The sequence below is a fragment of the Streptomyces gamaensis genome, from assembly GCF_042656465.1.
Lineage (GTDB): Bacteria > Actinomycetota > Actinomycetes > Streptomycetales > Streptomycetaceae > Streptomyces > Streptomyces gamaensis.
In genome coordinates this window covers 537,843-564,303 of record NZ_JBHSPB010000002.1, presented here as the reverse complement: position 1 = coordinate 564,303, position 26,461 = coordinate 537,843, and the positions used below count along the sequence as shown (strand labels likewise).

24 protein-coding genes are annotated in these 26,461 nt (G+C 75.0%); 16 read left to right on the top strand and 8 right to left on the bottom strand.

The window, feature by feature from the left end; genetic code table 11:
• Together ACFP1Z_RS04880 and ACFP1Z_RS04875 are read left to right on the top strand one after the other, a co-directional pair.
• Window positions 1–599: ROK family protein (locus ACFP1Z_RS04880; RefSeq protein ID WP_390314610.1), on the top strand; the 599-nt coding region annotated here is incomplete at its 5' end.
• Window positions 581–2,113, top strand: a complete 1,533-nt coding sequence (locus tag ACFP1Z_RS04875) for an aldehyde dehydrogenase family protein (protein ID WP_390314609.1) — start codon at window positions 581–583, stop codon at window positions 2,111–2,113. The genes ACFP1Z_RS04880 and ACFP1Z_RS04875, both read left to right, overlap by 19 nt.
• Before the next feature lie 14 nt (window positions 2,114–2,127).
• On the opposite strand, the gene ACFP1Z_RS04870 is transcribed toward ACFP1Z_RS04875, so the two are convergent.
• Window positions 2,128–3,510, bottom strand: a complete 1,383-nt coding sequence (locus ACFP1Z_RS04870) for an alkaline phosphatase family protein (RefSeq protein ID WP_390314608.1) — start codon at window positions 3,508–3,510, stop codon at window positions 2,128–2,130.
• Window positions 3,511–3,655: 145 nt separating this feature from the next.
• Here ACFP1Z_RS04870 and ACFP1Z_RS04865 point away from each other — a divergent pair, with 145 nt between their 5' ends.
• Window positions 3,656–4,471 carry an LLM class flavin-dependent oxidoreductase gene (locus ACFP1Z_RS04865; RefSeq protein WP_390314607.1) on the top strand — a complete coding sequence of 272 codons (816 nt, stop codon included), beginning with the start codon at window positions 3,656–3,658 and terminating at the stop codon, window positions 4,469–4,471.
• On the opposite strand, the gene ACFP1Z_RS04860 is transcribed toward ACFP1Z_RS04865, so the two are convergent.
• Window positions 4,468–5,307, bottom strand: coding sequence for an LLM class F420-dependent oxidoreductase (locus ACFP1Z_RS04860; protein ID WP_390314606.1), 840 nt, complete (start codon window positions 5,305–5,307; stop codon window positions 4,468–4,470). The two genes, ACFP1Z_RS04865 and ACFP1Z_RS04860, sit on opposite strands and share 4 nt — an antisense overlap.
• 51 nt (window positions 5,308–5,358) lie before the next feature.
• On the opposite strand from ACFP1Z_RS04860, the gene ACFP1Z_RS04855 reads away from it, so the two are divergent.
• Entirely contained in the window at window positions 5,359–6,123 is a 765-nt protein-coding gene (locus tag ACFP1Z_RS04855; RefSeq protein ID WP_390314605.1) for a phytanoyl-CoA dioxygenase family protein, read from the top strand.
• Window positions 6,124–6,195: 72 nt separating this feature from the next.
• Window positions 6,196–6,708 carry a hypothetical protein gene (locus ACFP1Z_RS04850; protein ID WP_390314604.1) on the top strand — a complete coding sequence of 171 codons (513 nt, stop codon included), beginning with the start codon at window positions 6,196–6,198 and terminating at the stop codon, window positions 6,706–6,708.
• A gap of 38 nt (window positions 6,709–6,746) precedes the next feature.
• On the opposite strand, the gene ACFP1Z_RS04845 is transcribed toward ACFP1Z_RS04850, so the two are convergent.
• The 6 genes from ACFP1Z_RS04845 to ACFP1Z_RS04820 form a co-directional block, all read right to left on the bottom strand.
• Entirely contained in the window at window positions 6,747–7,208 is a 462-nt protein-coding gene (locus ACFP1Z_RS04845) for a type II 3-dehydroquinate dehydratase (protein WP_390314603.1), read from the bottom strand.
• Window positions 7,205–8,299, bottom strand: coding sequence for a DUF4346 domain-containing protein (locus ACFP1Z_RS04840; protein WP_390314602.1), 1,095 nt, complete (start codon window positions 8,297–8,299; stop codon window positions 7,205–7,207). Before ACFP1Z_RS04840 ends, ACFP1Z_RS04845 begins: the two co-directional genes overlap by 4 nt.
• Window positions 8,286–10,127, bottom strand: a complete 1,842-nt coding sequence (locus ACFP1Z_RS04835) for a B12-binding domain-containing radical SAM protein (RefSeq protein ID WP_390314601.1) — start codon at window positions 10,125–10,127, stop codon at window positions 8,286–8,288. The genes ACFP1Z_RS04840 and ACFP1Z_RS04835 overlap by 14 nt, the downstream gene beginning before the upstream one ends.
• On the bottom strand, window positions 10,124–11,518 hold the full coding sequence (locus ACFP1Z_RS04830) for an alkaline phosphatase family protein (RefSeq protein ID WP_390314600.1): 1,395 nt from the start codon (window positions 11,516–11,518) through the stop codon (window positions 10,124–10,126). Before ACFP1Z_RS04830 ends, ACFP1Z_RS04835 begins: the two co-directional genes overlap by 4 nt.
• Window positions 11,515–11,826, bottom strand: a complete 312-nt coding sequence (locus ACFP1Z_RS04825) for a phosphopantetheine-binding protein (protein ID WP_390314599.1) — start codon at window positions 11,824–11,826, stop codon at window positions 11,515–11,517. The genes ACFP1Z_RS04830 and ACFP1Z_RS04825 overlap by 4 nt, the downstream gene beginning before the upstream one ends.
• Before the next feature lie 100 nt (window positions 11,827–11,926).
• Window positions 11,927–13,462 (bottom strand): alkaline phosphatase family protein, encoded by a 1,536-nt coding sequence (locus tag ACFP1Z_RS04820; RefSeq protein WP_390314598.1) that lies wholly within the window; start codon window positions 13,460–13,462, stop codon window positions 11,927–11,929.
• A gap of 627 nt (window positions 13,463–14,089) precedes the next feature.
• Between ACFP1Z_RS04820 and ACFP1Z_RS04815 the strand changes: the two genes are divergently transcribed.
• The 11 genes from ACFP1Z_RS04815 to ACFP1Z_RS04765 all read left to right on the top strand — a co-directional run bounded on the left by ACFP1Z_RS04815 (window position 14,090) and on the right by ACFP1Z_RS04765 (window position 26,458).
• Window positions 14,090–15,253, top strand: coding sequence for a DegT/DnrJ/EryC1/StrS family aminotransferase (locus tag ACFP1Z_RS04815; protein WP_390314597.1), 1,164 nt, complete (start codon window positions 14,090–14,092; stop codon window positions 15,251–15,253).
• A 4-nt stretch (window positions 15,254–15,257) separates the two neighbouring features.
• Window positions 15,258–16,238: a glycosyltransferase family 2 protein gene (locus tag ACFP1Z_RS04810; RefSeq protein ID WP_390314596.1), complete on the top strand. Its 981-nt coding sequence runs from the start codon at window positions 15,258–15,260 to the stop codon at window positions 16,236–16,238.
• Window positions 16,235–17,026, top strand: coding sequence for a PIG-L deacetylase family protein (locus tag ACFP1Z_RS04805; protein WP_390314595.1), 792 nt, complete (start codon window positions 16,235–16,237; stop codon window positions 17,024–17,026). The genes ACFP1Z_RS04810 and ACFP1Z_RS04805 overlap by 4 nt, the downstream gene beginning before the upstream one ends.
• A gap of 151 nt (window positions 17,027–17,177) precedes the next feature.
• Window positions 17,178–18,266 (top strand): radical SAM protein, encoded by a 1,089-nt coding sequence (locus ACFP1Z_RS04800; protein ID WP_390314594.1) that lies wholly within the window; start codon window positions 17,178–17,180, stop codon window positions 18,264–18,266.
• Window positions 18,259–20,556: an AMP-binding protein gene (locus ACFP1Z_RS04795; protein ID WP_390314593.1), complete on the top strand. Its 2,298-nt coding sequence runs from the start codon at window positions 18,259–18,261 to the stop codon at window positions 20,554–20,556. The genes ACFP1Z_RS04800 and ACFP1Z_RS04795 overlap by 8 nt, the downstream gene beginning before the upstream one ends.
• Window positions 20,553–21,326 (top strand): SDR family oxidoreductase, encoded by a 774-nt coding sequence (locus ACFP1Z_RS04790; protein ID WP_390314592.1) that lies wholly within the window; start codon window positions 20,553–20,555, stop codon window positions 21,324–21,326. The genes ACFP1Z_RS04795 and ACFP1Z_RS04790 overlap by 4 nt, the downstream gene beginning before the upstream one ends.
• Window positions 21,326–22,570, top strand: coding sequence for a Gfo/Idh/MocA family protein (locus tag ACFP1Z_RS04785; RefSeq protein WP_390314591.1), 1,245 nt, complete (start codon window positions 21,326–21,328; stop codon window positions 22,568–22,570). Before ACFP1Z_RS04790 ends, ACFP1Z_RS04785 begins: the two co-directional genes overlap by 1 nt.
• Window positions 22,567–23,718, top strand: coding sequence for an LLM class flavin-dependent oxidoreductase (locus tag ACFP1Z_RS04780; protein WP_390314590.1), 1,152 nt, complete (start codon window positions 22,567–22,569; stop codon window positions 23,716–23,718). Before ACFP1Z_RS04785 ends, ACFP1Z_RS04780 begins: the two co-directional genes overlap by 4 nt.
• Before the next feature lie 15 nt (window positions 23,719–23,733).
• The gene (locus tag ACFP1Z_RS04775) at window positions 23,734–24,684 is read left to right on the top strand and encodes a transglutaminase-like domain-containing protein (protein WP_390314589.1); all 951 of its coding nucleotides are present in this window, start codon (window positions 23,734–23,736) and stop codon (window positions 24,682–24,684) included.
• On the top strand, window positions 24,675–25,373 hold the full coding sequence (locus ACFP1Z_RS04770) for an HAD-IA family hydrolase (RefSeq protein WP_390314588.1): 699 nt from the start codon (window positions 24,675–24,677) through the stop codon (window positions 25,371–25,373). The genes ACFP1Z_RS04775 and ACFP1Z_RS04770 overlap by 10 nt, the downstream gene beginning before the upstream one ends.
• Complete coding sequence (locus ACFP1Z_RS04765) at window positions 25,370–26,458, top strand: LLM class flavin-dependent oxidoreductase (protein ID WP_390314587.1); 1,089 nt, start codon at window positions 25,370–25,372, stop codon at window positions 26,456–26,458. Before ACFP1Z_RS04770 ends, ACFP1Z_RS04765 begins: the two co-directional genes overlap by 4 nt.
• The last annotated feature ends 3 nt before the right edge of the window (window positions 26,459–26,461 follow it).

Sequence of the window (26,461 nt, the reverse complement as noted above, 5' to 3'; positions counted from 1 at the left end):
CCGCCGCCGCCAACTGCCCGGACCTGGTGTTCCTGGGGCTGGGGACCGGCCTCGGCGCCGGGCTCGTGCTCGGCGGCCGCCTGCACCGCGGCCCGTCCGGCGGCGCGGGCGAGATCGGCCACCTGCTGACCGGGGTGCCGGACGGGCCGCGCTGCTCCTGCGGGCGTACGGGCTGTCTGCAGTCCGTGGCGTCGGGCAGCGCGGTCCTGGCGCGTGCCGGGCGGGCCCGCGGCCGCCCGGTCGGGCCCGGGGCGTTCCGCGCGGGCCTGGCCGCCGGGGAGCCGTGGGCGCGCGCGGCGTTCGAGGAGGCCGTGGCGGCGCTGGCCCCGGCCGTGGTGAACCTCGGCGAACTCCTGGAGTGCGCCCGGGTGGTGATCGGCGGCGGCTTCGGCAGCGGGGTGCCGGGCCTGGTGGCGGCCGTGGCCCGGCGGGCCGCCCGGTACGCGCGGCCGGGCCGCGAACCGCCGGCCGTCTCGCGCGCGGTGCACGGCCCCGAGGCATCACTGTACGGCGCCATGCTGCTGGCCCGCGGCCCGGGGCGGGGCGTGTCACCGACAGCACTCACCAGCGGGAGGACACGGTGGACGAACGCTTCCTGATGCGCATCGGAGGGCGGGCGGTGCCCGCTCACGACGGCGCCGTCCTGCACTCCTTCGAGCCGGCCACCCGGCGCCGGCTGGCCGAACTGCCCAGCGGCGGGCCCGAGGACGTGCGCCGGGCGGTCGCGGCCGCCCGGCACGCCTTCGACGAAGGACCGTGGCCGCGGATGCCGGCCGCCGAACGGGCCGCGCTGCTGCGGGCCGTCGCCCGGCGTGTGGACGCGGCGTCGGAGTCGCTCGCGCGCTGGGAGGCGCGGGACAACGGTGCCACGCTCCGCAAGGCGCTCGGCGCCGATGTGCCCGGCGCCGCCGCCGCGTTCGAGTGGAGCGCGTGGTGGGCGGAGCAGTTGCCCGAGCGGCAGCCGGCGGCGGGCGACGGCGCCCCGGGGCCGTACGCGGTGTGGCGGCCGGTGGGGGTCGTCGCCGCGATCGTGCCCTGGAACCTGCCGCTGCTGCTGGCCGCGTGGCGCATCGCGCCCGCGATCGCCGCGGGCAACACCTGTGTGGTCAAGCCGGCTTCGTTCGCTTCGCTGTCCGTGCTGGAGCTGGTGCGGCTGCTGCACGAGTGCGGGCTGCCGCCGGGGGTGGTCAACGTCGTCACCGGGCCGGGCGCGGGCACCGGGGAGGCCCTGGTGCGCTCCCCCGGCGTGGACCTGGTCTCCTTCACCGGCTCCGACGGTACGGGGGCCGCGGTGCGGCAGGGCGCGGACGCGGCGGGCACCCCGGCCCGGCTGGACCTGGGCGGGAAGTCCCCCCAGCTCGTGCTCGCCGACGCCGATGTCCAGCGGGCCGTCACCGGCGTCGCCTGGGGGGCGTTCCTGCACAACGGGCAGGTGTGCATGGCGGGTTCGCGGGCGGTGGTGCACCGGGACGTGCACGAGGAGTTCCTGGGGCTGCTGGCCGAGCGGGTGGGGCGGCTGCGCGTCGGCGACCCGCTCGATCCCGCCACCGACCTGGGCCCGCTGGTCTCGCGCAGCCAGGCCCGTACGGCCCGGCGCTTCACGGCACTCGGCCTCTCGCAGGGCGCGCGCCTGGTGTGCGGGGGGCGGGCGCCCGGGGGCGGCGAACTGCCGGACGGGCTCGATCCGGCCGCGTACCACCTGCCCACCGTGCTGGCCTCGGTGCGCCCGGACGACGCCGTGGCGCAGGAGGAGATCTTCGGCCCCGTCCTGTCGGTGATCCGGGCGGACTCCGACGAGGACGCGGTCCGGATCGCCAACGGCACCCGCTACGGGCTGAGCGCCGGAGTGTGGTCCGCCGATCCCGGCCACGCCCGCGCGGTCGCCGAAGAGTTGCGCGCGGACCGGGTGTGGATCAACGACTACCGGATCGTGGACCTGGAGCGGCCCGATCCGCGCCGCCCGCAGGACGCGGTGTGGACGCGGCTGACCAACGAGCTGGACGCCTACCGCCGCCGGCACGCGGTGATCGTGACGGAGCACACGGACGGGGCGGCCGGGGCGGGCGGGAGCCGGCTGCTGCCGCCCACCCCGTACGCGCTGCTGGGGAGTTGACCCGGCGGCGGCCGTCAGCACACGGGGGCGCGTCCCGCCGGGTCCCGGGGCAGGCCGAGGAGTTCCCGCAGGGTCGGGGCCACGTCGTAGAGCGAGAGGCCCTCGGCCCGGCCGGGCCCGATGCCCGGTCCGCTCAGGGCGAGGATGCCGGTGTCCCCGTGGTTGGCGTGGTCCGGGCCGGTGTCGTTCTCGGTGGTGTACAGGCCCTGGCCCAGTCCCAGGGTGGCCAGGGCCCGCCACCTCAGGTCGCCCACGTAGACGAGGAGGTCGGGGGCGATGCCCCGTACCTCGGGGTAGAGCTCGCCGGGCCGCAGGGCGCGGGTGCCCATGGGGCGGCCCTCGGGGTCGGGCAGTGCCTCCAGGGCCGCGGCGATCCGCGCGCGGGTGTCCTCGTACTCTGCGGCCGGCACGATGCCCTGCGGCTCGCGGCCCTCGACGTTGAGGAAGACCCGCCCGTAGTAGCCGCCCTCCGCCCAGGCGACGGTGCGCCTCCAGTCGACCTTCGCCTTGCTCATCGGGGTGGGCCCTGCCACCTCCTGGGCCAGCGTCAGCAGGCCCTCGCGGCGCAGCCATTCGTTGATGCAGAAGCCGCCGGTCATGGGCTGCGCGCCGTGGTCGGAGACGACCAGGACGGCTGTCTGCTCCGGGAGGCACTCCAGGAACGCGCCGAGATGGCGGTCGAGGGCGCGGTAGTAGTCGCGGAAGAGGTCCTGGTAGGGGTTGCCCGGCTCGTGCCTGGGGTGGGCGGGGTCGCAGTACTTCCAGAAGCCGTGGTGCAGGCGGTCGGGCCCCATGTCGACGAAGGAGAGGAAGTCCCAGTCCTGGGTGGTCGCGAGGTGGCGGGCGACGTCGAAGCGCTGCTCGCTCATGTCGAAGACCTGCTGGGCGACGCGCGGGAGTTCGGGCGAGCGGAAGTTCTCCACGTCGAGCGCGTAGCCGCCGGTGATCTTCTCCAGTTCGTCGCGCAGTCCGGGCGGCGAGGTGTAGCCGGCCCGGGTGGAGGGGGCCAGGAAGCAGGAGACCATGGCCCCGTTGATCGGGCTCGGCGGATAGGTGCCGGGGACACCGAGGACGACGCTGGGGCGTCCCGCGGCCGTCATCTCGTCCCAGATCCGGGGGACTTCGATGCTGTGCGAGGTGGCGAAGGCCAGCGGGCCGTAGTCGTGGGCGGCGCGGTCGCGGAAGCCGTAGACGCCCAGTTCGCCCGGGGTCCGGCCGGACATCATGCACGACCAGGCCGGCATCGTGATCGGCGGGTCGACGCTGCGCATGGGCCCCCACAGCGACTTCTCCCGCAGCCGGGTGAACACGGGCATGTCGGCGGCGAACCGGTCGAACATGAACTGCGGGGTCGCGGAATCCAGGCCGATCACGGCCACTTTGCGGCGACGGGGCATCGGGTTTCCTCTCGGGGGCCGGAGGCCGGGAAAGGGCGGGCAAGGGCGGGAAACGGCCGCGGTCCGCTGTACGGGGCCGCGGCACCGTGCGAGAATTCCTGGGCAGCATTCTGACCCAACTTCCGTCCTTTTCCCAGGAGTAGGCGTGAGAATCAGCATTGCTCTGCCCAATACACTGCCGCGTGCCGAGGCGGCGCTGTGTGTGCGCTGGGCGGTCCGGGCCGAGGAGCGGGGATTCGCCTCGGTGGCCGTGACCGAGCGGCTCCTTTTCTCCGGGCACGACCCACTGCTCGTGCTCGCGGGAGCGGCCGAGGCGACATCCCGCATAGGGCTGTTGACGAATGTCCTGATAGGTCCGTTGCGCAGTACGGCGGTGCTGGAGAAGCAGGTCGCCACCCTGGATTCGCTCTCGGGCGGCAGATTCTCCCTGGGACTCGCGCCGGGGGTGCGCGAGGACGACTTCGTCGCGGCCGGGCGTGAATTCGCCGCGCGCCGCGAGGTGTTCGAGCAGCAGCTCGCGCGGTTCGCCCGCACGGAGCGGGCGCCCGGCCGGGTCCCACTGCTGGTGGCCGGCCTCAGCGCGGCGGCGGTGCGCCGCACGGTGCGCTGGGCGGACGGCTGGACGGCACCGGGCCTGGATCCGGAGCAGGTGGTCCCGGTCGCCCGCCGGGTGCGCGAGGCGTGGGCGCGGGCGGGGCGTTCGGGAGCGCCGCGGATCGTGGCGCTGGTGCGGTTCGCCCTGGGGGAGGACGTCGCGGACGAGTCGGCCCGGTTCGTGCGGAACTACTTCTCCGTACTGGGCGACGAGGCCGAGGAGTTCGTGGCCAGGACGCCGCGGACGGAGGCGCAGATCCGCCGGGCGCTCGGGGTGCTGTCCGACGGCGGGGTGGACGAGGCGGTCCTCCACCCCACGGCCGCGCCGCTCTCCCAGGTGGACCGGCTCGCGGACATCGTCCTCTAGGGCCGCCCGTCCTGCCGGTCGCGCAGCACCCGCAGCGCCAGGCGGACCCCGTCGAGGCGGAAGGGGTGCCGCACCTGGAAGATCAGGTGCTGCACTCCCGCGTCCACCAACCGGCGCAGCTCGTCCTCGCTCTGGTCGCGGGTGACGAAGGCGCTGCGCTCGATCTGCGCGGGGTCGCGGCCGATGCGCGCGCACCAGTCGTCGAGGACGCGGTTGCCCTCGGCGAAGCGCCAGGCCATCGTGTTCCACATCACGGCCCGTTCGGCGGCGAGGCGCAGCAGCCGCTGCCGGCCGTCCCCGCCGATGAGCAGCGGCAGTTCGCCGAGGGGGCCGGGGCGCAGCAGGCCGAGGCGGTGGTCGATGCGCGCCACGGTGTCGATAAGCCCCCGGACGCGCTCGCCCGGCCCCGGCACGGGGTATCCGTAGTCCTTCAGGTCGCGTTCGAACCAGCCGGCGCCCAGGCCGAGGACCATACGGCCCCCGGCGATGTGGTCGACGGTTCGGGCCATGTCGGCCAGCAGGTCGGGGTTGCGGTAGGCGTAGTTGGACACCAGGGTGCCCACGCGGGCCGTGGTGGTCTCGGCCGCCATCGCGGCCAGCAGCGTCCAGCACTCGAAATGGGTGCCGTCGGGGTCGCCGGTGAGCGGGAAGAAGTGGTCCCACAGCCACAGCGAGTCGACGCCGAGGGAATCGGCTTCCCGCCAGGCGGCGCGCAGTTCGCGTACCGTGGTGTGCTGGGGGGCGAACCAGACGCCGATACGCGCCGTCCGGGGCCGGGTTTTCGGCGGTACCGGAACGTCCGGCAGCGGACCGGGGGTTCGGCATTCCTTGTCCATGGTCTGTCCTCCCTGTTGTTCGCCGGATATCCGCGCTGCTAGCCTCGTGCTATGCGTGTGACTCTGACGAGTGACGTGGAGAAAGCTGCTCTGGATCTGCGCGAGTCGGGTTACTGTCTTCTCGAATGTCCCCTTCCCGAGGCCGGGTTCACGGCTCTGCGAGCGCGGCTGTGCGAAGTCGCCGAGCGGGAGCGCGCGGACGGCAGCGCCTTTGTCTACGACGGCGGGAACCAGCGGGTGTTCAGTCTGCTGAACAAGGGTGAGGAATTCGAGCGGAATGTGCAGGAGCCGACCGTACTGGCCGTGATGGAGGAGCTTCTGGGTTTCAATTTCCTGCTCTCCAGCACCCATGCCAATATCGCGGGTCCGGGCGGCAGTCCGATGCATCTGCACGCCGACCAGACCTTCGCCAGGCCGCCGTGGCCGCCGTATCCGCTGGTGGCCAACAGCATGTGGATGCTCGACGACTTCACCGCCGGGAACGGGGCGACGCGCCTGGTGCCGGGCAGTCATCTGCTCGGCCGGCAGCCCGACTACGACCGGGGCGAGGGCAACGCGGAGTCGGTGCCGGTGTGCGCGCCGGCGGGCAGCGTCATGGTCTTCGACGGCAGGCTCTGGCACCAGACCGGCGCCAACACCTCCGACCGTCCCCGGCACGGCATCCTCAACTACTACTGCCGCGGCTGGGTCCGCCAGCAGCAGAACTTCTCCTCCGGGCTGCGCCCGGAGGTCACCGAGCGGGCGACACCGGTCCTGCGCAGGCTGCTGGGCCTGGAGAACTACTTCTCGCTGGGGATGACGGACGGTCTGCCGTGAGCCGTGTGCCACGGCGGCGCGGGCGGGCGGCAGGGGCGGACGGTGGCGGTCCGGGGATCGGAGGAAGAAGCGATGGACACAGCAACCGGCCGGGCTGAGGGGCCTGTTGGCCCGGTGCCGGCGGCGCGTCTGGTGCGGGTGTGTCCCGGCCCGGACCGTACGGGCAGCTGGCGGCGGCACCTGGCTCCCGAGGTGGCGGTGCACGAGGGCCTGGGCGCGGTGCCCGTGCCCGGAGCGGACAGCCTGCCGTGGGCCCTGTTCGCCCCCGTCGACGCGCGTCTCGCCGAGGCGGGGGCGGCCCTCGGGCGGGCCGGCGACGCGGGGCGGCCCGCCGCGCACGTCCTGCTGTACGCGGGTCCGGACGCGCATCTCCCCCGGCTGCCGGGCGGGTTCGGCTGTCCGGTGACCGTGCTGGTGGCCGCGTCCGCCCGGGACCGGTGTCTGGCCGAGGCGGGCTCCTGGCGTGCGCTCGCGGCGGCGGAGTTCACGGTGCGGCTGCTTACGGCCTCCTCGCCGCTGCCCGGCGCCTGCGACGCGGAGGCGGCCCGGGTGGTCAAGGAGGAGCTGCGGCTGTGGCCGGCCTGAACGTGCGGGCTCCGCGCGGGCGGTCGGGGGGCCTGCCGTCACGGCCGGTCCCCCGGCACCAGCTCCAGCAGCGCTCGGGCGGCGAGCCGGTAGCCCAGTGAGCCCAGGCCCATCACCACGCCGGAGGCGAGCGGCGCGGTGACCGACTGGTGCCGGAAGGCCTCGCGTCCCCACACGTTGGACAGGTGCACCTCCACCCAGGGCGGCGGGAAGTCCGCGAGGGCGTCCCGCAGCGCCCAGCCCGCGATCATGAAGGCGCCCGGGTTGACGACGGCCCCGGCCACCCGGCGGTGCCGCTGCAGGACGTCGATGAGCTCGCCCTCGCCGTTGTGCTGCGCGCAGATCACCCGCCAGCCCCGGCCGGCCACTTCCCGTGCGACGGCCGCCTCGATGTCGGCCAGCGTGTCCGTGCCGTAGATCTCGGGCTGCCGGCTGCCGAGGGTGCCCAGGTTCGGGCCGTTGAGCAGCAGCACGCTGCGCGGGTCGCCTGCGGCCGTCATGACACCAGCGCCTTGTGGAGTTCGGCGAGGGACACCTGCCGCAGATCGATGTCGTCCGGCAGACAGAGGCCCAGTTCCTCCTCCAGGACGACGGTGAGTTCGATGATCCGGGCGGAGTCCACCGCCACCTGTTCCCCGACGGGCAGGTGCGGGTCCAGTGTCGCGGCCTCGATGTCCAGGGTCCGCGCCACGCGGCGCAGCAACTCCCCGAAGCCGTCGGGGTTCTCGCGGTGCGTTCCGTCGTCCATGCCGGGGCGCTCCTTCGCGGTCTTCGGCCGTCGGCGCGCGCGGCTCGCCGGCGCGCGCAGCGGCAGGTCCTGTTCGTAGGGCAGGCCGAGGCGCAACGCGGTCTCGGCCTTGGTCAGTTCGCCGCCGAGGTATCCGGCGTGGCTGGGTTCGCCGACGATCCCGGCGCCCAGCAGGCCCAGCAGCATGGATTCGGCGCGGGTTCCCCACATCTGGTGACGTGGGGTCAGGTCGCGGTCGTAGTGGCGCAGCCGGATGCGGCGCCGGGCCGCGTCCACGGTGATCACGACGAAGCCCTCGATACTGTCCTGCAGCGGGCTGCGCCGTCCCACGGGCCGCACCGCCCGGAAGGCGCCCGCCCGTTCCCGTGCCGCCGGGTCCGGCCCGGGGGCCGTGGGCGCCCCGGGCGCGGTGCGCAGCCGGGCGACCAGGGAGTCGACGGCGGCCCGCAGCACACCGATGTCCCGTACGCCGCGCGCGTCGACGACCTCGACACGGGCGCGGATCTCCTCGATCCGCTCCGGCGGGAGGGAGCGCAGGACGGGCAGGTATCCGGTGGCGCCGCGGATCCGGCCGCGTTCGTCCGCGAGCCCCTGCTCGAAGAGCGCGATGAGGCTCTGGCCGGCCCGGAAGCGGGGCGAGTCCCGGCCACACACCAGCAGGGCACGGACGGCCGGGTAGCGGCAGAGGGTGCCGAGGATCTCCTCGATGCCGAGGTTCGCGGTCATCAGGGTGCCGGCGAGGGCGACGCCCGGAAGGTCCGCGAGCGGGGCGACGAGCTCCCGGCTGCTCAGGCAGCACACGGCCACCGGGGCCGGTGCGGGCGGGAGTTCACCACGTGGCACCGCTGCCCTCTCCCGTGTACTGGCGTACGGCGCCGCCGGGGCGCTCCTTGGGCAGGGTGGAGCTCACCTCGCCGACGCGGGCGCCGAGCCGGGTGAGGGCCTTGCCGACGCGCAGTTGCTCACCGCGCATCCGGTCCATGCGGTCGCGGAAGAAGCGTTCGACGTCGACGACCTGGCGGCGGCGCTCCTCGGGGTCGAGGGTGTCGTTCATGACGGCTTCGAGGTTGCTGACGAAGAACGCGTGGTTGTAGCGGCCCATCTCCTGCCGGGTCTCGTGGACCCACGTCTTGAAGCCCTCCATCACCTCGTCGACGCCGGGCAGCGCGCCGAACCTGCGGTGCAGCCGGGAGATGAAGGTCTGCAGGACGACGTTGTAGGTCTCGAAGGCGAAGACGGCGGACTGCTCGGTGATCACTCCGTGCCGGTGGTAGTCGTCGTTGTTGTAGAGCTGGGCGAAGTGGCGGGCGAGCAGGCCCACTCGGGGGTCGCGGAAGGTGTAGCCGTAGGGGTCGAGGGTCTCGTGGTAGTCGGCGGCGAGCAGGCCGTCGTCCTCCATGCGGCGGGCGATGGCGGTGCCGGGGTAGATCTCCAGCCGTTCGGTCATCCGCCGCAGGTTGTGGCCCGCGTTGTCGCGCAGGAAGGCGGCGTTGGCCAGGAGGGTCTCGACGGTGGCGTAGGGGTGGAAGGGGATGAAGCCCATCGCGAGGTAGACGCCGTGCTCGCGGAGCATGCGGATGATGGTGACGTTGTCCTCGACGGTGGCCCGTTTCTCCCACAGCAGCAGTTCCTCGGGGGTGCCCGACTCGATGCCCACGTTGACCTTCTCCAGGCCGGAGGCGACGAGCAGGTCGAGGAGCGCGTGGTCCTCGGGGGTGTCGCGCCAGTTCTCGGCGCGCATGCAGACGTTGTAGTAGATCTCCAGGCCGCGGTCGAGGATGCCCTGGGCGATGGCGGCGACGCGTTTTTTGCCCACGCGTCCGCCGTCGGGGTCCTCGAAGGTGGAGTCGACGAAGTCGAAGGTGCGGAACTGGTGGCGGCGTACGATCTCGGCGACCTCGTCGACGATCTGCCCGGGGCCGCGGCCGCGCCACGCCTTTCCGGCCTGGACCCGGTTCTTCAGGTGCGGGGCGGAGCAGAAGGCGCAGTTGGCCACGCAGCCGCGGCTGGTGCTGACGCGCACGTACTCCAGCTTGTCGCCGTGCAGGCTGAGTTGGTCGCGGGCGGGGAAGGGCAGGTCCTCCAGGTTGTGGATGAGCGGCCGGGCGGGGTTCTGGCGCGCTTCGCCGTCCGCGTCGCGGTAGCAGATGCCGGGACAGGAGGCCAACGGCTCGCCGACGCAGAGCCGTTGGACGAGGTCCAGGATCGTGGGTTCGCCCTCCCCCACGGCGACGACGTCGGTCCAGGGGTTGTTGCGCAGGACGTCGAGTCCGGCGAAGGTGCCGGCCGGTCCCCCGCAGGCGATGGTGGTGCCGGGCAGGGCCTCGCGCAGCATCCGGCACAGCCGCAGACAGCTGCCGAGGTTCAGGCTCATGAGGGTGAAGCACACGAGGTCGGGCCGGTACTCCTTGAGGGCCTCGACCGCCGCCTCGGCGTGCTCGTCGCCGTGCTCGACCTCGCGGATCTCGGCGGTGAAGCCGACCGTGCGCAGCACGGAGGTCATGTAGGCGACCCCGAGGTGCTCGGGCGACATCACGAGGTCGCCGTCGAGGAGGATCAGGAAGCTGACCCGGAAGGCCGCGGGGTCGGTGATGCGCGGGTCCAGGGTGAGGTCCAGGGTGCCGGGTTTGCGGCGGGGTTCGGCCGGCAGGAGTTCGAGTTCTTGGGTCATCGGCGCTCCTCGGGGTGGTCGGGCGGCGCGGCCCCGGTCAGTACGGGGCTGCCGTCGAGCCCGTCGGGGAGGGCCCCGAGCGCGGCGAGGACCGTGGGGGCCACGTCCGTCATGTCGCAGCGGTCCGCGCCGGCGGGGGCGGGGGCGCCTCTGCGGTAGAAGAGGGCGTTGTCGCGGGTGTGGGTGCCGGTGAGGACGTCGGTGCGTACGGCGGGGCCGCCGCCCCATCCGCCGCGCAGCTGGATCCCGGGTGCGGGGACGGCCACGAGGTCGGGGGCGCGGCCGAGTTGGGGGCCGTGGTAGACGTCGGCGGCACGGTGGACGTGCCGTACGACCAGCGGGCCGTCGGCGTCGGGGCCGAGGTGGGTGCCGTCGCGGCGCAGCGCGGACAGTTCGTGGGCGATCTCCTCGGCGAGGGCGTCCGCCTCGGTGTCGGTCAGTCCGCCGCCGGGGAAGCGGCTCTTGCGGTTGAGGTGGATGCGGGCGGGGTCGAGGGCGAAGGCGGTGCTGCGGCTGTCGAGGTCCGCCAGGGCGGGTGTGTCGTCGAGGGAGGCGAGCCGGCCCTCTTCCCTGAGCCAGGAGTTGAGGTAGATCTGGTGGTCGGCGGGGCCGAAGCCGTGGTCGCTGACGAGGAAGAGTTCCGCGCCGGCGGGGGCGGTGGCGGCGAGCCGGGCCGTGGCGGCGTCGACCGCGCGGTAGAAGGCGCGGACGTCCGTGTGCAGGGGGTGCGCGGGGTCGGTGACGGCCCGCCACAGGAAGTGGTGGACGCGGTCGGTCTCGGTGAGGACGGCGACGGCCAGCTGCCAGGGTTCGTGGGTGAGCAGGTGTTCCAGGGCGTCGGTGCGGGCGGCGAGGGCGCGCCGGGCGCGGCCGAGGAAGCCGCCCGGGTCGGCGGCGACGTCACCGACCTCGACGTCGAGTTCGTAGCCGAAGCCGCGCAGCAGCGGGGCGAGCCGGGGCGGGCTGACGGCCCGCTCCAGGCTCGGGGCGACGAAGCCGGAGACCAGGGCGCCGTGCAGGGCGGGGGCCGGGTAGGTGCCGGGGACGTTGAGGCACAGGGTGCGCAGTCCGGCGGCGGCGGCCGGCTCCCACAGCGCGGGCTCGGCCAGTTGCTCGACGCCGGGGAAGCGGGTGCGGTAGCCGCCGCCGGGGACGAGGTCGACGAAGCCGTAGACGCCGTGCCGGCCGGGGTTGGTGCCGGTGAGGAAGCAGGCCCAGGAGGTGGAGCTGATCTCGGGTACGGGCGCGAGGAGTTCGGCGCAGTGCCCTTCGGTGAGCAGTCCGGCGACGTACGGCATGGTGCCCTCGGCCGCGAGGGCGGCCAGCAGGTCGCGCGGCATGCCGTCGAGCCCGATCACCAGGGCGTGCCCGGCGGCGTGCGGGCCGGTCATTCGGCCCGGGCCCCGGCGCCGGTGGTCCGTCCGGCGACGTAGGCGGCGAGCCGGCCGAGGTCGTCGATGAGCTTGATGGACAGGTCCTCGTCGGCGATCTCGATGTCGAACTCGCTCTCCACCCAGATCAGGAACTCGATGGTGTTGATCGAGTCCAGTCCCAGGGCGTTGACCAGTCCGGTCTCGGGTATGTCGGCCGGTTCCAGCTCCAGTTCCAGGGAGTCGACGAGCACCTTGCGGAGCCTGTCCTTGATCTCCTGTGGGGCGGTCTGCCGGGGGGTGGTCTCCTGCGGGGTGGTCTCCTGCATGGCGGTCAGCCTTTCTTCGCGCGCCGGGGAGCGGCGGGGGCTTGCGTGGGGACAGGGGCGGAAGCAGCGACAGGGGCAGGGGGTCCGGCGGGGCGTGGGGTCACAGGTAGCCCATCTCGCGCAGCCGGTCGCTGGTGTAGGCGTCCTCGGCGGCGGCCTCCCGGCTGCCGGGCGGCGGGGCCGGGAGCGTTCCGGGCGTGCTCGCGTCGAGCGGGGGCGGCACGCGGACGTCGCCCGTGAAGACCTCGGTGCGGGGGCGGCCGTGCACGTCGTCGGGCCATGCGGCACCGAGGTCGGTGAGCAGGGTGGGCATGGCGTCGACGAGGGGGACGGTGCCCGGGAGCCGGCCGGGGCGTACGCGCGGGGAGCGGTGGGCCCACAGGCCCGCGTGGCGGTGCAGTCCGGTCTGGGTGCTGGGCCGCCACAGCTGCGGCACGAGGTCGGGGACGGGCAGCACGGACTCGTCCTGCGGGATCAGCATGAGGTCCGGCGCGCGCCTGGACCAGGGTCCGGGGCAGGCCTCCTGCCGGGGGAGGACGGCGCGCAGCACCGGTTCGCCCTCGGGTGTGGTCAGGGTGCCGAGCAGGGCGGCGACCTCGTCGGTGATCCGGGCGTGGTCGCGGGGGGCGACCGTGCCGTGGTCGTGCCGGCCCCGGGTGTTGATGTTGAGTCCGTAGCTGCCGGGAACGGGCATGTAGACGCGGGTGCGCCGGAAGTCCACGCGCCGTCCGTGGCCGGCGAACCAGCTGGCGGCGCCGTCCTGGGGGCCCTCGGCGGTCTCGGTGGCGAGCAGGCCGGCCTCCTGGAGGAGGGTGTGCAGCGCGAGGGCGTGGCGGCCGGGGCCCAGGCCGTGGTCGGAGACGAGGACGACGGTGGTCTCCTCGTCGACGAGGGTGAGCAGTTCGCCCACGGCCGCGTCGATGGCCTGGTGGATGCGGGTCATGGCGAGCTCCCAGCCGGTGCCGGGGGGAGCGGGGGTGTGCCCGGGGTGGCCGGGGTCGGTGTAGTGCCAGTAGTGGTGGCCGACCCGGTCGGCCTCGGTCAGCACGACCATGACGACGTCGGTGGGCCGGGTGGCCATCAGGTGCCGTACGGAGCGGACCCGGGCGGCGACGTTGCGCTCGGCCTCCTCCAGGTACCGCATGTCGCCGCGGAACATGGTGGCGAGGTCGGACTGGAAGTGGGCTTTCGCGGCGGTCAGTTCGCGCAGCAGGGTGGGCGGCCGGCAGTGCCGCAGGGTGTTCTCCAGGGGCCAGGTGATCTGGTAGCCGGGCAGGTCGGCGGGCGGGTGCGACATGGGGATGTTGACGAGCCCGAGCGAGTGGCCCTGGGCCGCGAGCCAGTCCCAGGCGCAGGAGCGGCCCAGGTCGCCGGAGCGGGTCACCCGTGCCCCGTAGGAGCGGTCCTGGGTGTCGTAGAACTGGTAGATGCCGTGTCCGCCGGGCCTGCTGGCGCTGACGAACGTGCTCCAGCCGGGCGCGGTGTGCGCGGGCCAGGTGCACTCGGTGACCGCGCTGGCGCTGTCGTTCAGCAGCCGCCCGATGTGGGGCAGCAGCCCGCGGCGCACGAGCGGGTCGATGATCTCGAAACTGCCCCCGTCGATTCCGATGACGAGGGCGCGGGGAGAGGGTGGCACGGACATTGCCTCCAGCTCTGATGCCTGATGCTCACCGTGGTCCGTGATCGGAACGTGCGTCGTGCCGGTCGGCTGGCCGGGAACGGCCGTTGTGACATGACCGGGGCAGGGGATGGGGGAATATGCCCGCGGGTGCGGCGTCCTGTGCCGTACTCGCCGGGCTCACTGGACACACCGGCACGGCCGGTACCACTTCCCTCACCATACGCGAGCCGCGCTCCTTCCTCAGGCATGCAGAATGAGACACGTCCGCCCCTCAATCACTCGCCGCAGTTCATGAACTGCGCTGAATCCGGGCGCCGTTGACCTTGCTCCGAGGGCAAAGGCACAGCTCATCAACCACTTTGGCAAGATTCGGACCACGTGACCCGTCCACACCCCGCCTCCCTCCCTGCAGGGGTGTTGACGTGAACATCAGTCATATGGAGGCTCTTCTTCGGATCGACCTCCGCCCGCCGGACGCGGGGCGGCTCCCCCATCGAGGAACGGCGTCCCCTTCACTCCTTCCGCCGCCCCGCGCGTGCCGCGCGGCAGGCGCGGCCCGCCCCCCTCCGCACGGCACGTCACCCCGGCCGACGGCCGGCACGGGAGGTGGTGCGCCGCTCTCGCCGGACCGAAAGGCTGCCCATGATCACGGATTCCGACGGACCACTGCCCCTTCCCGCCTGGCCGCAGCACGGCGCCGAGGAGCGCGCCGGGCTGCTGCGGGCGCTGGAGCAGGAGGGGTGGTGGCGCTACGGCGGCGGCGAAGTCGAGCTCTTCGAGCGGGAGTTCGCCGGTCACCACGGTGCCGCGCACGCGGTCGCCACGACGACCGGCACCCACGCCCTGGAACTGGGCCTGGGGGTGCTGGGGGTGGGGCCGGGCGACGAGGTGATCGTGCCCGCCTTCACCTTCATCGCCTCCTCGCTGGCCGTCCAGCGGCTGGGCGCGGTGCCGGTGCCCGCCGACGTCCTGCCCGGCACCTACTGTCTGGACGTCGGGGCCGCGGCCCGGCTGGTGACCCCGAGGACGAAGGCGATCATGCCGGTGCACATGGCCGGCCAGTTCGCCGACATGGACGCCCTGCGGGAGCTCTCCTCGGCGACGGGCGTCCCCCTGCTGCAGGACGCCGCCCACGCGCACGGCGCGCGCTGGCGCGGGCTGCGCGTCGGCGAGCTGGGCTCCCCCGCCGCCTTCAGCTTCCAGAACGGCAAGCTGATGACCGCCGGCGAGGGCGGGGCCCTGCTGCTGCCGGACGGGGCGAGCCACCGGGAGGCGGTCCTCCAGCACGGCTGCGGCCGCCCGCCGTACGACCGCGTCTACGCGCATCTGACGCAGGGCTCCAACTACCGCATGAACGAGTTCTCCGCGGCCGTGCTGCGCGCGCAGCTGTCCCGGCTGGAGGGGCAGATCGCGGTGCGCGAGGAGCGCTGGGCCCGGCTGCGCAAGGCACTCGGATCCCTCGCGGGCGTGGAGCCCCAGGATGCGGACGAGCGGTGCACGGTGAACGCGCACTACATGGCGATGGCGCGGCTTCCGGGCTGCTCGGCCGGGCGGCGCCTGGCCGTGGTCGAGGCCCTGACGGCGCGCGGGGTACCGGCCTTCGTCGGCTTCCCCCCGGTCTACCGCACCGAGGGGTACTGGCGGGGGCCGGTGCGCGGCACCCCCGGGGAGCTGGCCGGGCGCTGCCCGGTGGCCGAGGAACTCGGCCGGGACTGCCTCTGGTTGCACCACCGGGTGCTGCTGGCCGACGAACCGGTCGTGGACCGGGTGGCCGACCTGTTCGCCGACGCGCTCGCCGCCGGCTGACGCCGTGGACCGCGACCGGCGGCCCCGTGTCCGCCCCGGGCTGAGCGTGGTCGTGCCCAGCCGGGGGCCGGCGGCGCGGCTGCGCGCCACGCTCGCCTGCCTGGCCGCCGCCGGGCCCGGCGGCCCGGGGTTCGAGACGCTCGTCGTCGACGACAATCCGCCCGGGAGCCCCGACGGCCCGCAACTCGCGGCCGTCGCCCGGGAGCTGGGCGGGCTGCTGCCGCTGCGGGTCGTGCCCGGCCGGTGCCTGGGGCGGGCGGCGGCCCGCAACACGGGCGCGGCGGCCGCCCGGGCGCCGCGCCTGGTCTTCCTCGACGACGACGTCCTGGTGGGCCCCGGCTTCCTCGCGGCGCACGCGGCGGCCGCCCGCCCCGGGGTGTTCGTCCACGGCATGACGCGTGAACTTCCCACCGCCGCACGCTTCTTGCGGCAGGCCGAGGGCGGGAGCCCCGAGGCCGTCCAGCGGGCCCGGGCCGGCCTGGATCCGGCGGCGCCCGCCCCCGGGGCCGCCCGGCCGGCCCGCCGGCTCGTCGCCAACGCCCTGGAGCGCGCGGTGGAGGCCATGGACTGCGGCACCCTGCCGGACGCCGCGCCCTGGCTGGGCTTCGTCGGCGCCAACTCCTCGGTCGACCGCGCCGACTGGGAGCGCTGCGGCGGCTTCGACGAGGGCTTCGGGACCGTGTGGGGCTGCGAGGACCTGGAACTGGGGCTGCGGCTGCACGCCTCGGGCACGGTCCGCGCGCTGGCCCCCGCGGCCCTGGGCGTCCATCTCAGCCACGCCCGCCCCGGCCGCTGGGAGCAGCACGCCGTCAACCTCGGCCGCTTCGCCGCCCGTCACCCGCTGCCCTCGGTACGGGCGCTGCCGGCCCTGCTCGGGCCGGAGGGCTCGCCCGAGGCGTACGTCCGCGCGGTACGCGCCCACGAGGCCGCCGCGCCCGCCCCGCTCCCGGGCCGGGCGGCGGCACTTGGGGAGGTGCCCCGATGACCGGCGCCCCCGTGGTGATCTCCCCGCACCCGGACGACGCGGTGTGGTCGCTCGGCGGCCGGCTGGCCCGCTGGAGCGCGGAGGGGCTGCGGCCCACCGTGGTCACGGTCTTCGCCGGGACGCCCGGGGAGCGGCGGCCGGCCCCGGCCGGCGGGCCCGAGGAGTGGCGGGACGTGGCGGACCCGGCCGTGCGCCGCGCCGAGGACCTGGCCGCCCTCGCCGAACTGGGCGCCGCACGCGTGGCGTTGGGCTTCACCGACGCGGCCCTGCGCTCCGGCTCCGGCGGCTACCGCTACACCAGGCCCCGCGCCCTGTTCGGTCCCCCGCACCCGGCGGACCGGCAGGTGCTCGCGGACGTACGGGCGGCGCTGGAGCCCCTGTGCGCCGCGGCCGCGAGCGTGCACGTCCCGCTGGCGGCCGGGGGGCACGTCGACCACCGGCTCGTCCGCGCGGCGGTGGCGGCGCTCGTCCCGGAGGGGACGGTGTGGTACGAGGACTTCCCCTACCGGCTGCGCGAGCGCGACCACGCCGGTCTGCTGCCGCGGTTCGCCGCGCTGGCACCGGCGCATCTGGAGCGCTGGCTCGCGGCCGCGGGCCACTACGCGAGCCAGGCCCGGGCCCACTTCGGCGGCGTCGGCCGGCTGCGCGCGGCGCTGCTGGACCGGGCCCGCGCGCACGGCGCCGCGGGTGCGGCGCCGTGCGGCACGGACGGGCCGGCACTCGCCGACCGGCACTGGGTGCCCGACCGCCCCCGGACGGAAGGAGGCGGCACGACCCGGCGCACGTGAGACTCCCGACGGAGAAAGGGCATCGGTGTCCCGGCAGACTCCCTCATCGGCTTCCGCTCCCTCCCCTGAGAATCCCGCGAACCCCGCGAACCCCGCGACTGCTTCGCACGCTTCGACCGCTCCGGCCGTTCCGGCTCGCGCGGCTCTGCCGTTGATCGGCAACGACCTCGTCATCAACGAGGACTCCTGCAACCTCAGTTGCACCTACTGCCTCACCGGGCAGAGCAATCTGAAGGAGAGTCACTCCCTCCAGCTCATCTTCGAGCCCCCGAAGCGCGACAGTTACGCGCCCGACAGCCCGCTCGGCCGGCGCGTCGACACCGTCGCCGACCGGCTGCGCGAGCACTTCGACCTGCCCCTGCTGAAGGTCACGGGCGGCGAGATCTTCCTCGTGCGCGGCATCATGGACTTCCTGGAGGAACAGGCCCGCAAGTACGAGGTCCTGGTCATCCAGACCAACGGCGTCCTGGTCCGCGAGGACCACCTGGAGCGCTTCCGCTCCTGGGGCAACACGGTGCTGCAAGTGTCCCTGGACAGCCATCTCCACCACGGCAACAGCCACCGCGTGCAGTCCGCGGACCTGCACCGCAAGGTCGTCGCGGCCGTCTCCCGGATCCTCGGCTCCGGCCTGCCCGTGGAGATCTACGCGGTGCTCAACGACCGCAGCGTGACGGAGATCAGCGCGTTCGCCGAGTGGCTCGGCGGCTTCGCGAACCCGCCGGTCTGCTTCCCCTTCCCGGTGCGCGGACCGGACGCGGAACGCTTCCGGGTGCGGCCCGAGCAGCTCCACCACGTCGAGGAACTCGCCGGGCGCTACGAGGAGTTCGCGGCCGTACTGCCGCCCCGCGCCTACTTCGACCGGCTGACCAGGTTCTACCGGGAGGGCCGGCGGACCTTCCGCTGCCATCTGCCGCGCCTGGTGGTCTCGACCTTCAGCGACGGCATGGTCACCCCGTGCCCCAACATCTGGTTCAGCGACATGGGCAACGCGCTGGAGGACGACTGGCAGCGGACCCTGCGGCGGCTCGGCACGACGGGCATGTACCAGGCGCTGCTGGCCCCCAGGCCCCGGCTGAGCGCCTGCCACGGCTGCTTCACCCCGTGGGACACGCTGTCGATGTACTTCGAGGACGAGATCACGCTCGACGAGCTGTGCGCCGCGCCGACCTACGCGCCGCCGCGCATCCGGGAGTCGATCCGCCGCGCCAAGGACGACTATCTGCGGGGCCGGCATGAGTGAACTCACCGCCGCGGCACCGCTCCTCGACGCGGTGCGCCGGCTGCCGCCCGGCCACGCGCTGCTGCCGGGAACGACCGCCGGGGAACTGCTGGAGAGCACCGAGGCGGCCGCCCGGGGTATGCGGGACGAGGGGCTGCGGGCGGGCGAGGCCGTGGCGCTGCGGGCGCCCAACGGGCCGTCGTGGGTGCTCGCCTGCCTGGCCCTGCTGGCCGCCGGTGCCCGGCCGCTGCTGCTCGACCCCGGGGCACCGGAGGCGGAAGTGGCCCGCATGCTGAGCTCGGCGGGCGGCGCCCGGCGCTGTGCCGTACCGGGCGAGGGAGCGCCGCCGGCGCTGTCCGGCCCGCCGGGCGCGGGGGCCGACGGCGGCCCGGGGGTGCTGCTGCCGACCTCCGGCTCGACCGGCTCCCCCAGGATCGTCCTGCGCGGGGAGGCGAGCCTGCTCTCCGAGGGCCTGCGCTACCGCGCCGCCGTGGGGCTGACCGAGCGGGACACGCTGCTGCTGCCCGTTCCCCTCTCCCACGCCTACGCGCTGGGCTGGCTCTTCGGCGGACTGCTCGGCGGGGCCCGGCTGCGGCCCGTACCGCCGACCGCGCTCGGCCGGATCGCCGCCGAACTCGCCGACGGGGCCACGGTCGTGGCGCTGGTTCCCCCGCTCGCCCGGCTGCTCGCGGCCCGGGAGAGCCGGCGGGCGGCACGGCGGTCCGCGCCGGCGCGGGGCCGGGACGCGGCGCCCCGGCTGCGGCTGGCCATGGTCGGCGCGGGCCCGGTCGACGAGCCGCTGGAGACCGCGTTCCGCGAGGCGTTCGGGACCGGGCTGGCCCGCAACTACGGGTCCACCGAGACGGGGGCGGTGCTCTGCGGTCCGGCGGGACTGGCCCCGCTGTGCGCCGGCGGCCCCATGCCCGGCGTCGCGACACGGCTGACCGACCCCGCCGACGGCACGGTCACGGCCGACGGGCCGGGGCTGCTCGCCGTCCGGGTGGACGGCCGCTGGCACGACACCGGCGATCTGGCCGTCGCCGTCCCCGGAGGGCTGCGCCTCCTCGGGCGCGAGGACCGGGCGATCCGCCGGGGCGGCCGCTGGGTCTCGCCCCTGGAGGTCGAGTCGGCACTGGGCGGCCACCCGGACGTCGGGGCCGTACGCGTGCGCGCCCGGCCCGGCAGCCGGCCCGGCGAGGACGGCATCCTCGCCGAAGTGACCCTGCGGCGGCCCGGGTCGACCCCGGACGGGCTGCGCGAGCACGCGGCACGGCAACTGGCCCCGTACAAGGTCCCGGACGAGATCCGGATCCGCGACGCGCTGCCGACGAGCGCGGCGGGCAAGGTGCGCGCCGAAGCGGTGTACCGCCTGGCGCCCGCCGCGCTGGACGCCGCGCGCGCCTACAAGGTCTCCGAACTCCTCTTCGCGCTGCACGACCTGGGCGCCCTGGAGGCGCTGTCGGCCGGTACGGACGCGACGCGGCTCGCCGCCGAACTGGGCTGCGACGCGGACGCGTTGGAGACCCTGCTGAGGACGGCCGCCGGCCTGGGCGTCCTCACCGAGGGCACGGCCGGACCGCCGGGGCAGCGGGTCCCGGCCGACGGGCTCGGCGCGTTCGTACGGCTGGAGGAGCACCTCTCACGCCACGTGGTCACCCGGGAGGAACTGGCCGCGACCGCCCGCGCGGGCCTGGCCGGCCGGTCCTTCGAGCGGACATCCCCGGGGGAACTGCGCCGCCTCACCGGTGTCTACCAGGCGGCGATGGACGGTCCGGGGGCCCGCGCCCGGGCGGCGCTGGGCCTGCGGCTGCTGGCGCCCCCGCCGGGCGCCCACCTGGTGGAGGTGAGCGCGGGCCCCGGCCGCTATCTCGGGCGGCTGCTCGGCCAGGACCCCTCGGCGACGGGGCAGTTGATACCGGTCGGCCCGCTCGCCGGGGAACCGGACGCCGCCGTGCGCGCCGCCGCCGCCCAAGGGCGGGCCTCGGTGGGCGGCACGCTCCCCCGGGGCACGGCCGACCTGTGCGTCGTCGCCAACGCGGTGCACGGGCCCGGCCCCGGCAGCGACCTGGCGGCGCTGCTGGCAGCCCTGCGTCCGGGCGGGGCACTGCTCGTCGACGACGTCTTCCTGCCCGCCGCCGGGGGCACCGGCGGCGAACTGGGCCTGGACTGGCTCACGCACGGCGCGAGCGCCTGGCCCACGGCCGAAGAACTCCTGTCCGGGCTGCTGCGGGAAGGCGCGGACATCGGCCGGCACCTCGCCCCCGACCGCTCCCTGTGTCATCTGATCCTCGCCAAGGAGGCCAGTCCATGAGCAGCGTCACCGACCGGGCCGCGCAGCGGCTCGGCCAGCACGGCCGCGTCGTCGTGGTCTCGGGCGCGTCCGGATCGATCGGCGGCGCGTGCGCGCTGGAACTCGCCGCGCTCGGCGCCTCGGTCGTCGCCGGCTACCACACCAACGAGGACGCCGTCGGCAAGCTCGCCGAGCTCGTCGAGGGCCAGGGCGGCACCCTGCTGCCCGTGCGGGCCGACCTGTCGGCCCCCGAGGGCGCCGAGCGGCTGGTCTCCGCCGCACTCGGCCGCTTCGGCCGCGTCGACGGCTGCGTGGCGGCCGCCGGACTGCGCACCCGCAGACTGGCCATGGCCACGGACGCCCGGACCCTGCGGACCCTGCTGGACGTGAACCTGGCGGGCTCGATCGCCCTGGCCAAGGCGTGCCTGAAGCCGATGATGCGCGCCAAGTACGGGCGCATCGCGCTCTTCGGTTCCCGGGCCGGCACCAACGGCCTGCCCGGGCACAGCGGTTACGCCGCGACGAAGGGGGCCCTGCAGCCCTGGGCGGCCTCCGTCGCCGGCGAGGCCGGCAAGCACGGCATCACCGTCAACGTCGTGGCCCCCGGCGCGATCCGCGCCGAGGTCATGGACTTCTCGGACGCCGAACGCGACCTGGTGCTGCAGTTCATCGGGGCGGGCCGGCTCGGGGAGCCGGAGGAGGTGGCCGCGGCGGTCGCCTTCCTGCTGTCCCCGGCGGCGTCCTACGTCAACGGCAGCACCCTCGTGGTGGACGGCGGTGCCCGGTTCTGATGTCCACCACCTACGAGCGTCAGGCGCCGGCCGGGGCGACGGCCGGGCCGCCCGCCGGGCGTCCGCTGCGCGTCGCGGTGCTCGGCGCCGGCTGGGTCTCCCGCACGGTCTGGCTCCCGCTGCTCGCCGCCCACCCGGCCTTCGAGGTCGCCGCCGTGGTGGACGACGACCCGGCCGCGGCGACGGCCGCCGTCCACGGCCGCGAGGGCGTCCGTTTCCTCGCCCGTCCCGAGGAGCTGGCCCCAGGCAGCGTGGACGCGGCGATCATCGCGCTGCCCAACCACCTGCACCTGCCGGTGGCCAAGGCACTGTTGCAGCGCAACATTCCGGTGTTCGTGGAAAAGCCGGTCTGCCGCACCCTGTTCGAGGCGCAGTCCCTCGTCATGGACCAGGTGGCGAGCGGCAGCGTCGACGACATCAGCCTCTACGCCTGGAGCGCCGCCCGGCACCGCGCGGACGTGCGGCGGCTGGCCGGGCTGCTGCCGTCGCTGGGCACGGTGCGCGCCGTCGGCCTGAGCTGGGTGCGGGCGGCCGGCATTCCGCAGCGCACCGGCTGGTTCGTCGACCGCAGACTCTCCGGCGGCGGGGCCCTGCTCGACCTCGGCTGGCACCTGCTGGACGTGGGGCTGCACCTTTTGGACTGGCCGCGGATCGTCCGTACCGCGGGCACGGTGTCGGCGGACTGGATGGGCCTGCCGGACGCCACCGCGGACTGGAGCCGTCGCACCTCCGCGGCCCCCGCGCCCGCCCCCGCGCCCGCCGCCGGGGAGGCGGTCGTGGAGGACACCGCGCGGGCGTTCCTCGTCACCGACACGGGCGTGGGTGTCTCGCTGGATCTGCGGTGGGCCTCCCACGAGGCCGTGGACGTCACCACGATCACCGTCGAGGGCACCGAGGGCGTCGCCACGCTGCGCGGCACGTTCGGCTTCAGCCCGCACCGGCTGGCGAGGTCCTCGCTGACGGTGCTGCGCCGGGGCGAGGTGGAGAGCATCGGCCTGCCCGAGGAGCCGGTCGGCGCCGAATACGCCCGGCAGGTCGACGAGTTGGCCCGCCGGCTCGGCGGCACCGGGCCGGCCCCGGTCACGGGGTCCATGGCCGAGGTCACCACGCTGGCCGCGTGCATCGACCGCATCTACTCGGCGGCCCGCGTCCAGCGGGCGCCGCACCCCGGCGACGGCGGCTTCGGCCGCGTCACCGGCCGCTCTTCCGGTCCGTACGTCCGATCCCCTGGGGGCACGCGTTGAAACTCGCCTACTTCACCCATGTCTGGGGCCGTCCCGGACTGTCCGCCGGGCAGCGTTACGCGCGGCTGTGGCGGGAACTGGCGGCCGCCGACCGGCTCGGCTTCGACTACGCCTTCTCCGTGGAACACCACTGCACACCGCACGAGAGCTGGATGTCCTCCCCCTCGGTGTTCGCGACCGGTGCCGCCCTGCACACCGAACGCATCCGGGTGGGGGCCATGGGCTGGGTGCCGGCGCTGCGCCATCCGCTGCACCTCGTGGAGGACGTGGTGACGCTGGACCATGTGCTCGGCGGGCGCCTCGATGTCGGGCTGGCCTCCGGGGTGGGCCCGGAACCCTTCCTGCCGTTCGGCGCCGACTTCGAGCGCCGCCACGAACTGACGTGGGAAGCGGCCGAGTTGCTGCGCGCCGCGTGCGGCGCGGAAGGGCCCTTCGACTTCGAGGGGCCGGTGCACACCCTGCGCGAGGTGTGTCTGTCCTTCCCCGCGCTGCAGCGCCCCCACCCCCCGCTGTGGATCCCCACCACCAACCGGGGCACGCTGCGCCGCCTCGCCGGGATCGGCGCGCACACCGCGTCCACGATGATCGTGCCCCGGCCCGCCATGGCGCCCGTCTACCGCCACTACGTCGAGCGGTGGCGGGCGGCCGGGCACACGGGCGACCCGAACATCGGCTACTGGAGCCTGGTGCACGTGGCGGAGACCGACGCGGAGGCGGAGGCGCGTGCCGCCGCGCACATCACGCACACCTTCACCAAGGTGCTGCGCTACGACTCGGTACGCCGCTCCGGCGCGGCGGCCACGCCCGCCAGCAGGCTGAGCACCGCCGACATCCTCGCCGGCTCCGGCGACTTCCGCTTCCTGATGGAGCACAACCTGGTCTTCGTCGGCTCCCCGGCCACCGTCGCGGACCGGATCCGGCAGGCGGCGCGCGAGGGCCATGTCAACACCCTCTTCGGGGAGTTCGACTTCGGCTGCCTCGACGAGGCGGACCGCGCCGAATCCGTCGAGCTGTTCGCCCGCGACGTCATCCCGGAGCTGCGCGGTTTCTCCCCCTTCGAGCCGCCGGCCGCCGTGTCCGGCGCGTACACCGCGAGCGAGGAGCAGCAGGTCGCCGACCGGCTGCAGGCCCTCGGCTATCTGGACTGACGGAAAGCGGCGGCCGTGTCACCTACCGAGAGAACGCTGGCGGGCGGCCCCCTGCTCGCCCGGCCCGCACCGAGCGGGGATGTGGGGGAGCTCGTCGCCCGGCTGCGCGGTGTCCCCGACGAGCACCGGCGCTTCGCCGTGGACGCGCGCACGGCGATGCGGCTGCACCGCATCGGCCCGCCGCTGCTGGAGGAGCTGGGCTCGGCGGGCCTGCCGTGCGCGGGCCGGGGCACGCAGCGGCTCCACGACGGCTACGACCTGGCCAACGCCGCGCTCCACCTGGGCCTGACCTCGGTGCAGCGGCGGGCGATCCGCTCCTGGGCCGCCGCGCTGCGCGCGGGCGCGCCCGGCCAGGAGCCGGAGTACCGGGTGGAGTTCACCGCGTCCTGCCCGGTGCCGGGGCACGCGGGGCCGTGCCGGTACGGGGTGCTGCTGCCCGGCGGGCGCACCCCCGTCCTCGCGCCGGGGCCGGGCGAGACGCCGCTGGCCACGGTGACGGTGCGGCCGAGGACCCGCTGGCCCGAGCTGCCGGACGCGGTCGTGGAGCTGCTGGGCACCCTCGATCCGGTCGGTTTCTTCATGCTGCCCGAAGCGCTGCGCTGGGACCCGGAGTTCCTGTGGCGCACGCGCATGGCGGACTGCGGCGGGGCGGCCGCCTGGCTGGTGGCCGAGGGCACCCGGCGCGGTCTCGCGGTCCGCTTCGGTTTCGGTCTGCTGGTCGCCAAGCCGTACTCGACGCCGCACTGCTGGGCCGAGTTCCTCGTGGACGGCGTCTGGGTGCCCGTCGATCCCCTGCTGGTGCGGGCCATGGCCGCCTGGGGCGGGCTCGACGCCGCCGCCCACGGGCCGCGCCGCTCCCCGGGGGCGCTCTTCCACCGGCTCACCGGCCACTTCACCAAAGTCGTCAGCCACGGCGGGGTCTGGGCCCCGACGTCCTTGCCCACGGAGCGCACACCATGCCCCTGAACTCCTCCGCAGCCCGGGCCCGCGCCGTCACCGGCCGCCCGCCGGACGCGGTCACCGCGGTGGTCTTCGACCTGGACGGCGTGCTCATCGACAGTTTCGCCGTGATGCGCGAGGCGTTCGCGGTCGCCTACCGCGAGGTCGTCGGCGACGGCGAGCCGCCGTTCGAGGAGTACGTCACCCACCAGGGCCGCTACTTCCCGGACATCATGCGGCTGATGGGGCTGCCGCCCGCGATGCAGGAGCCGTTCGTCCGGGAGAGCCACCGGCTCATGCACCGGGTCGAGGTCTATCCCGGGGTGCCGCGGCTGCTGGCGGACCTGCGCGCCGGGGGGATACGGACCGCGATCGCCACCGGCAAGTCCGGCGAGCGGGCCCGCGCGGTGCTCGCGGCGGTCGGCCTGCTGCCGCTGCTGGACGCGGTCGTGGGCAGTGACGAGGTCCCCCGGCCCAAACCGCACCCGGACATCGTGCGCGAGGCGCTCGGGCGGATCGGCGCGGCCGCCGGGGAGGCGCTCATGGTCGGGGACGCGGTCATCGACCTGCAGAGCGGCCGTGCCGCCGGGACCCGTACCGTGGCCGCCACCTGGGGGGAGGGCCGGGCCGAGCAACTGCGCGCGCAGCGGCCGGACTTCGTCCTCGACTCCCCCGGCCTGCTGCTCTCCCTGGTGCGCGGCGGGGGCGGGGCGTGAGCGGTGCGCGGCCCGTGTGGGACGTGGTCCTCCCGCAGGGCGCAGCCGGTGAACTGGCCGGGACGACGGGCCCCGAGTCCTGGCAGCTGCTGCTGCGCACCGCCGGGCTCGCCCGGGACCTCGGCTACGGGCGGCTGTGGCTGCTGGACCGTACGGACACCCTGCCCCGGCGCGAGCCGCTGCCGGTGTGGGAGGGCTGGACGGCCCTGGCGGCACTGGCCGCCGCGCTGGACGGGCCGGGGCTGGGCCTGCTCTCCGCCGCGCCGCCCTTCCGCAACGCGGCCCTGCTCGCCAAGCGCGCCGCCTGCCTCGACGTCCTCTCGGGCGGCCGGCTGGAGTTGGGCCTGTCCACTGCCGAGTACGGTGCCGAGCACGTCTCGACGGGGGCGGCGCCCGAGGGCCCGTACCGGGCGGGGGCCGGCCACCGGGCGCTCGCCGAGACCGTCGCGGCCCTGCGGGCGCTGTGGCGCGGCGACCCCGTCACCGTCGCCGGTGAACACGTCCGGCTGTCGGCCGCGCACTGCGTGCCCGTTCCCTCGCGGGAGGGGCTGCCGCTCGCGGTCCGCGCCCCGGCCGGGGCCGGTGCGGACGCGGAGCACGGCGCGGAGCCGCTTCCGGATGCCGTCGTGCGCGAGTGCGACGCCGTGCAGTGGAGCGGCGATCCACAGGAAGTGGCGCGGGCCGTCGAGGAGTTCGGGCGGCGGCGGGCCCGGCTGGGGCTCGACCCGGCGGGGGTACGGCACGCGCTCGTCGCGGAGTGCCGGATCTTCGACTCGGTGCTGGAGCGGGACCGGTGGCTGGCCAGCCCCCACGAGGTGGTGTTCTGGAGCCACCACCCCGACCTGCTGGCGCGCAGGAGTCTGTACGGCACTCCCGGGCAGGTGGCCGACCGGGCGGGACGCTATGTCGCCGCCGGGATCGGGGAGTTCGTCGTGTGGTTCCGTGACTACCCCTCGACGGAGAGTCTGCGGCGTCTGGCCGAGGAGGTCGTTCCGCACGTGCCGCTCCCGGCGGGGCCGCGAGGCACAGGCGCCGATGCCGGGCCGGCCGCCGGGCCCGGCCCCGCGCAGAGGAAGGAGAGGTGAAGG

Excerpts from the sequence above, each read along its gene's own strand:
- ACFP1Z_RS04825 (WP_390314599.1), bottom strand. The coding sequence starts at position 11,826 with ATGCAGGAGACCACCCCGCAGGAGACCACCCCCCGGCAGACCGCCCCA.
- ACFP1Z_RS04785 (WP_390314591.1), top strand. The coding sequence starts at position 21,326 with ATGTCCACCACCTACGAGCGTCAGGCGCCGGCCGGGGCGACGGCCGGG.
- ACFP1Z_RS04830 (WP_390314600.1), bottom strand. The coding sequence starts at position 11,518 with ATGACCGGCCCGCACGCCGCCGGGCACGCCCTGGTGATCGGGCTCGAC.
- ACFP1Z_RS04855 (WP_390314605.1), top strand. The coding sequence starts at position 5,359 with ATGCGTGTGACTCTGACGAGTGACGTGGAGAAAGCTGCTCTGGATCTG.
- ACFP1Z_RS04850 (WP_390314604.1), top strand. The coding sequence starts at position 6,196 with ATGGACACAGCAACCGGCCGGGCTGAGGGGCCTGTTGGCCCGGTGCCG.
- ACFP1Z_RS04860 (WP_390314606.1), bottom strand. The coding sequence starts at position 5,307 with ATGGACAAGGAATGCCGAACCCCCGGTCCGCTGCCGGACGTTCCGGTA.
- ACFP1Z_RS04845 (WP_390314603.1), bottom strand. The coding sequence starts at position 7,208 with ATGACGGCCGCAGGCGACCCGCGCAGCGTGCTGCTGCTCAACGGCCCG.
- ACFP1Z_RS04870 (WP_390314608.1), bottom strand. The coding sequence starts at position 3,510 with ATGCCCCGTCGCCGCAAAGTGGCCGTGATCGGCCTGGATTCCGCGACC.
- ACFP1Z_RS04835 (WP_390314601.1), bottom strand. The coding sequence starts at position 10,127 with ATGACCCAAGAACTCGAACTCCTGCCGGCCGAACCCCGCCGCAAACCC.
- ACFP1Z_RS04795 (WP_390314593.1), top strand. The coding sequence starts at position 18,259 with ATGAGTGAACTCACCGCCGCGGCACCGCTCCTCGACGCGGTGCGCCGG.
- ACFP1Z_RS04815 (WP_390314597.1), top strand. The coding sequence starts at position 14,090 with ATGATCACGGATTCCGACGGACCACTGCCCCTTCCCGCCTGGCCGCAG.
- ACFP1Z_RS04790 (WP_390314592.1), top strand. The coding sequence starts at position 20,553 with ATGAGCAGCGTCACCGACCGGGCCGCGCAGCGGCTCGGCCAGCACGGC.
- ACFP1Z_RS04770 (WP_390314588.1), top strand. The coding sequence starts at position 24,675 with ATGCCCCTGAACTCCTCCGCAGCCCGGGCCCGCGCCGTCACCGGCCGC.
- ACFP1Z_RS04805 (WP_390314595.1), top strand. The coding sequence starts at position 16,235 with ATGACCGGCGCCCCCGTGGTGATCTCCCCGCACCCGGACGACGCGGTG.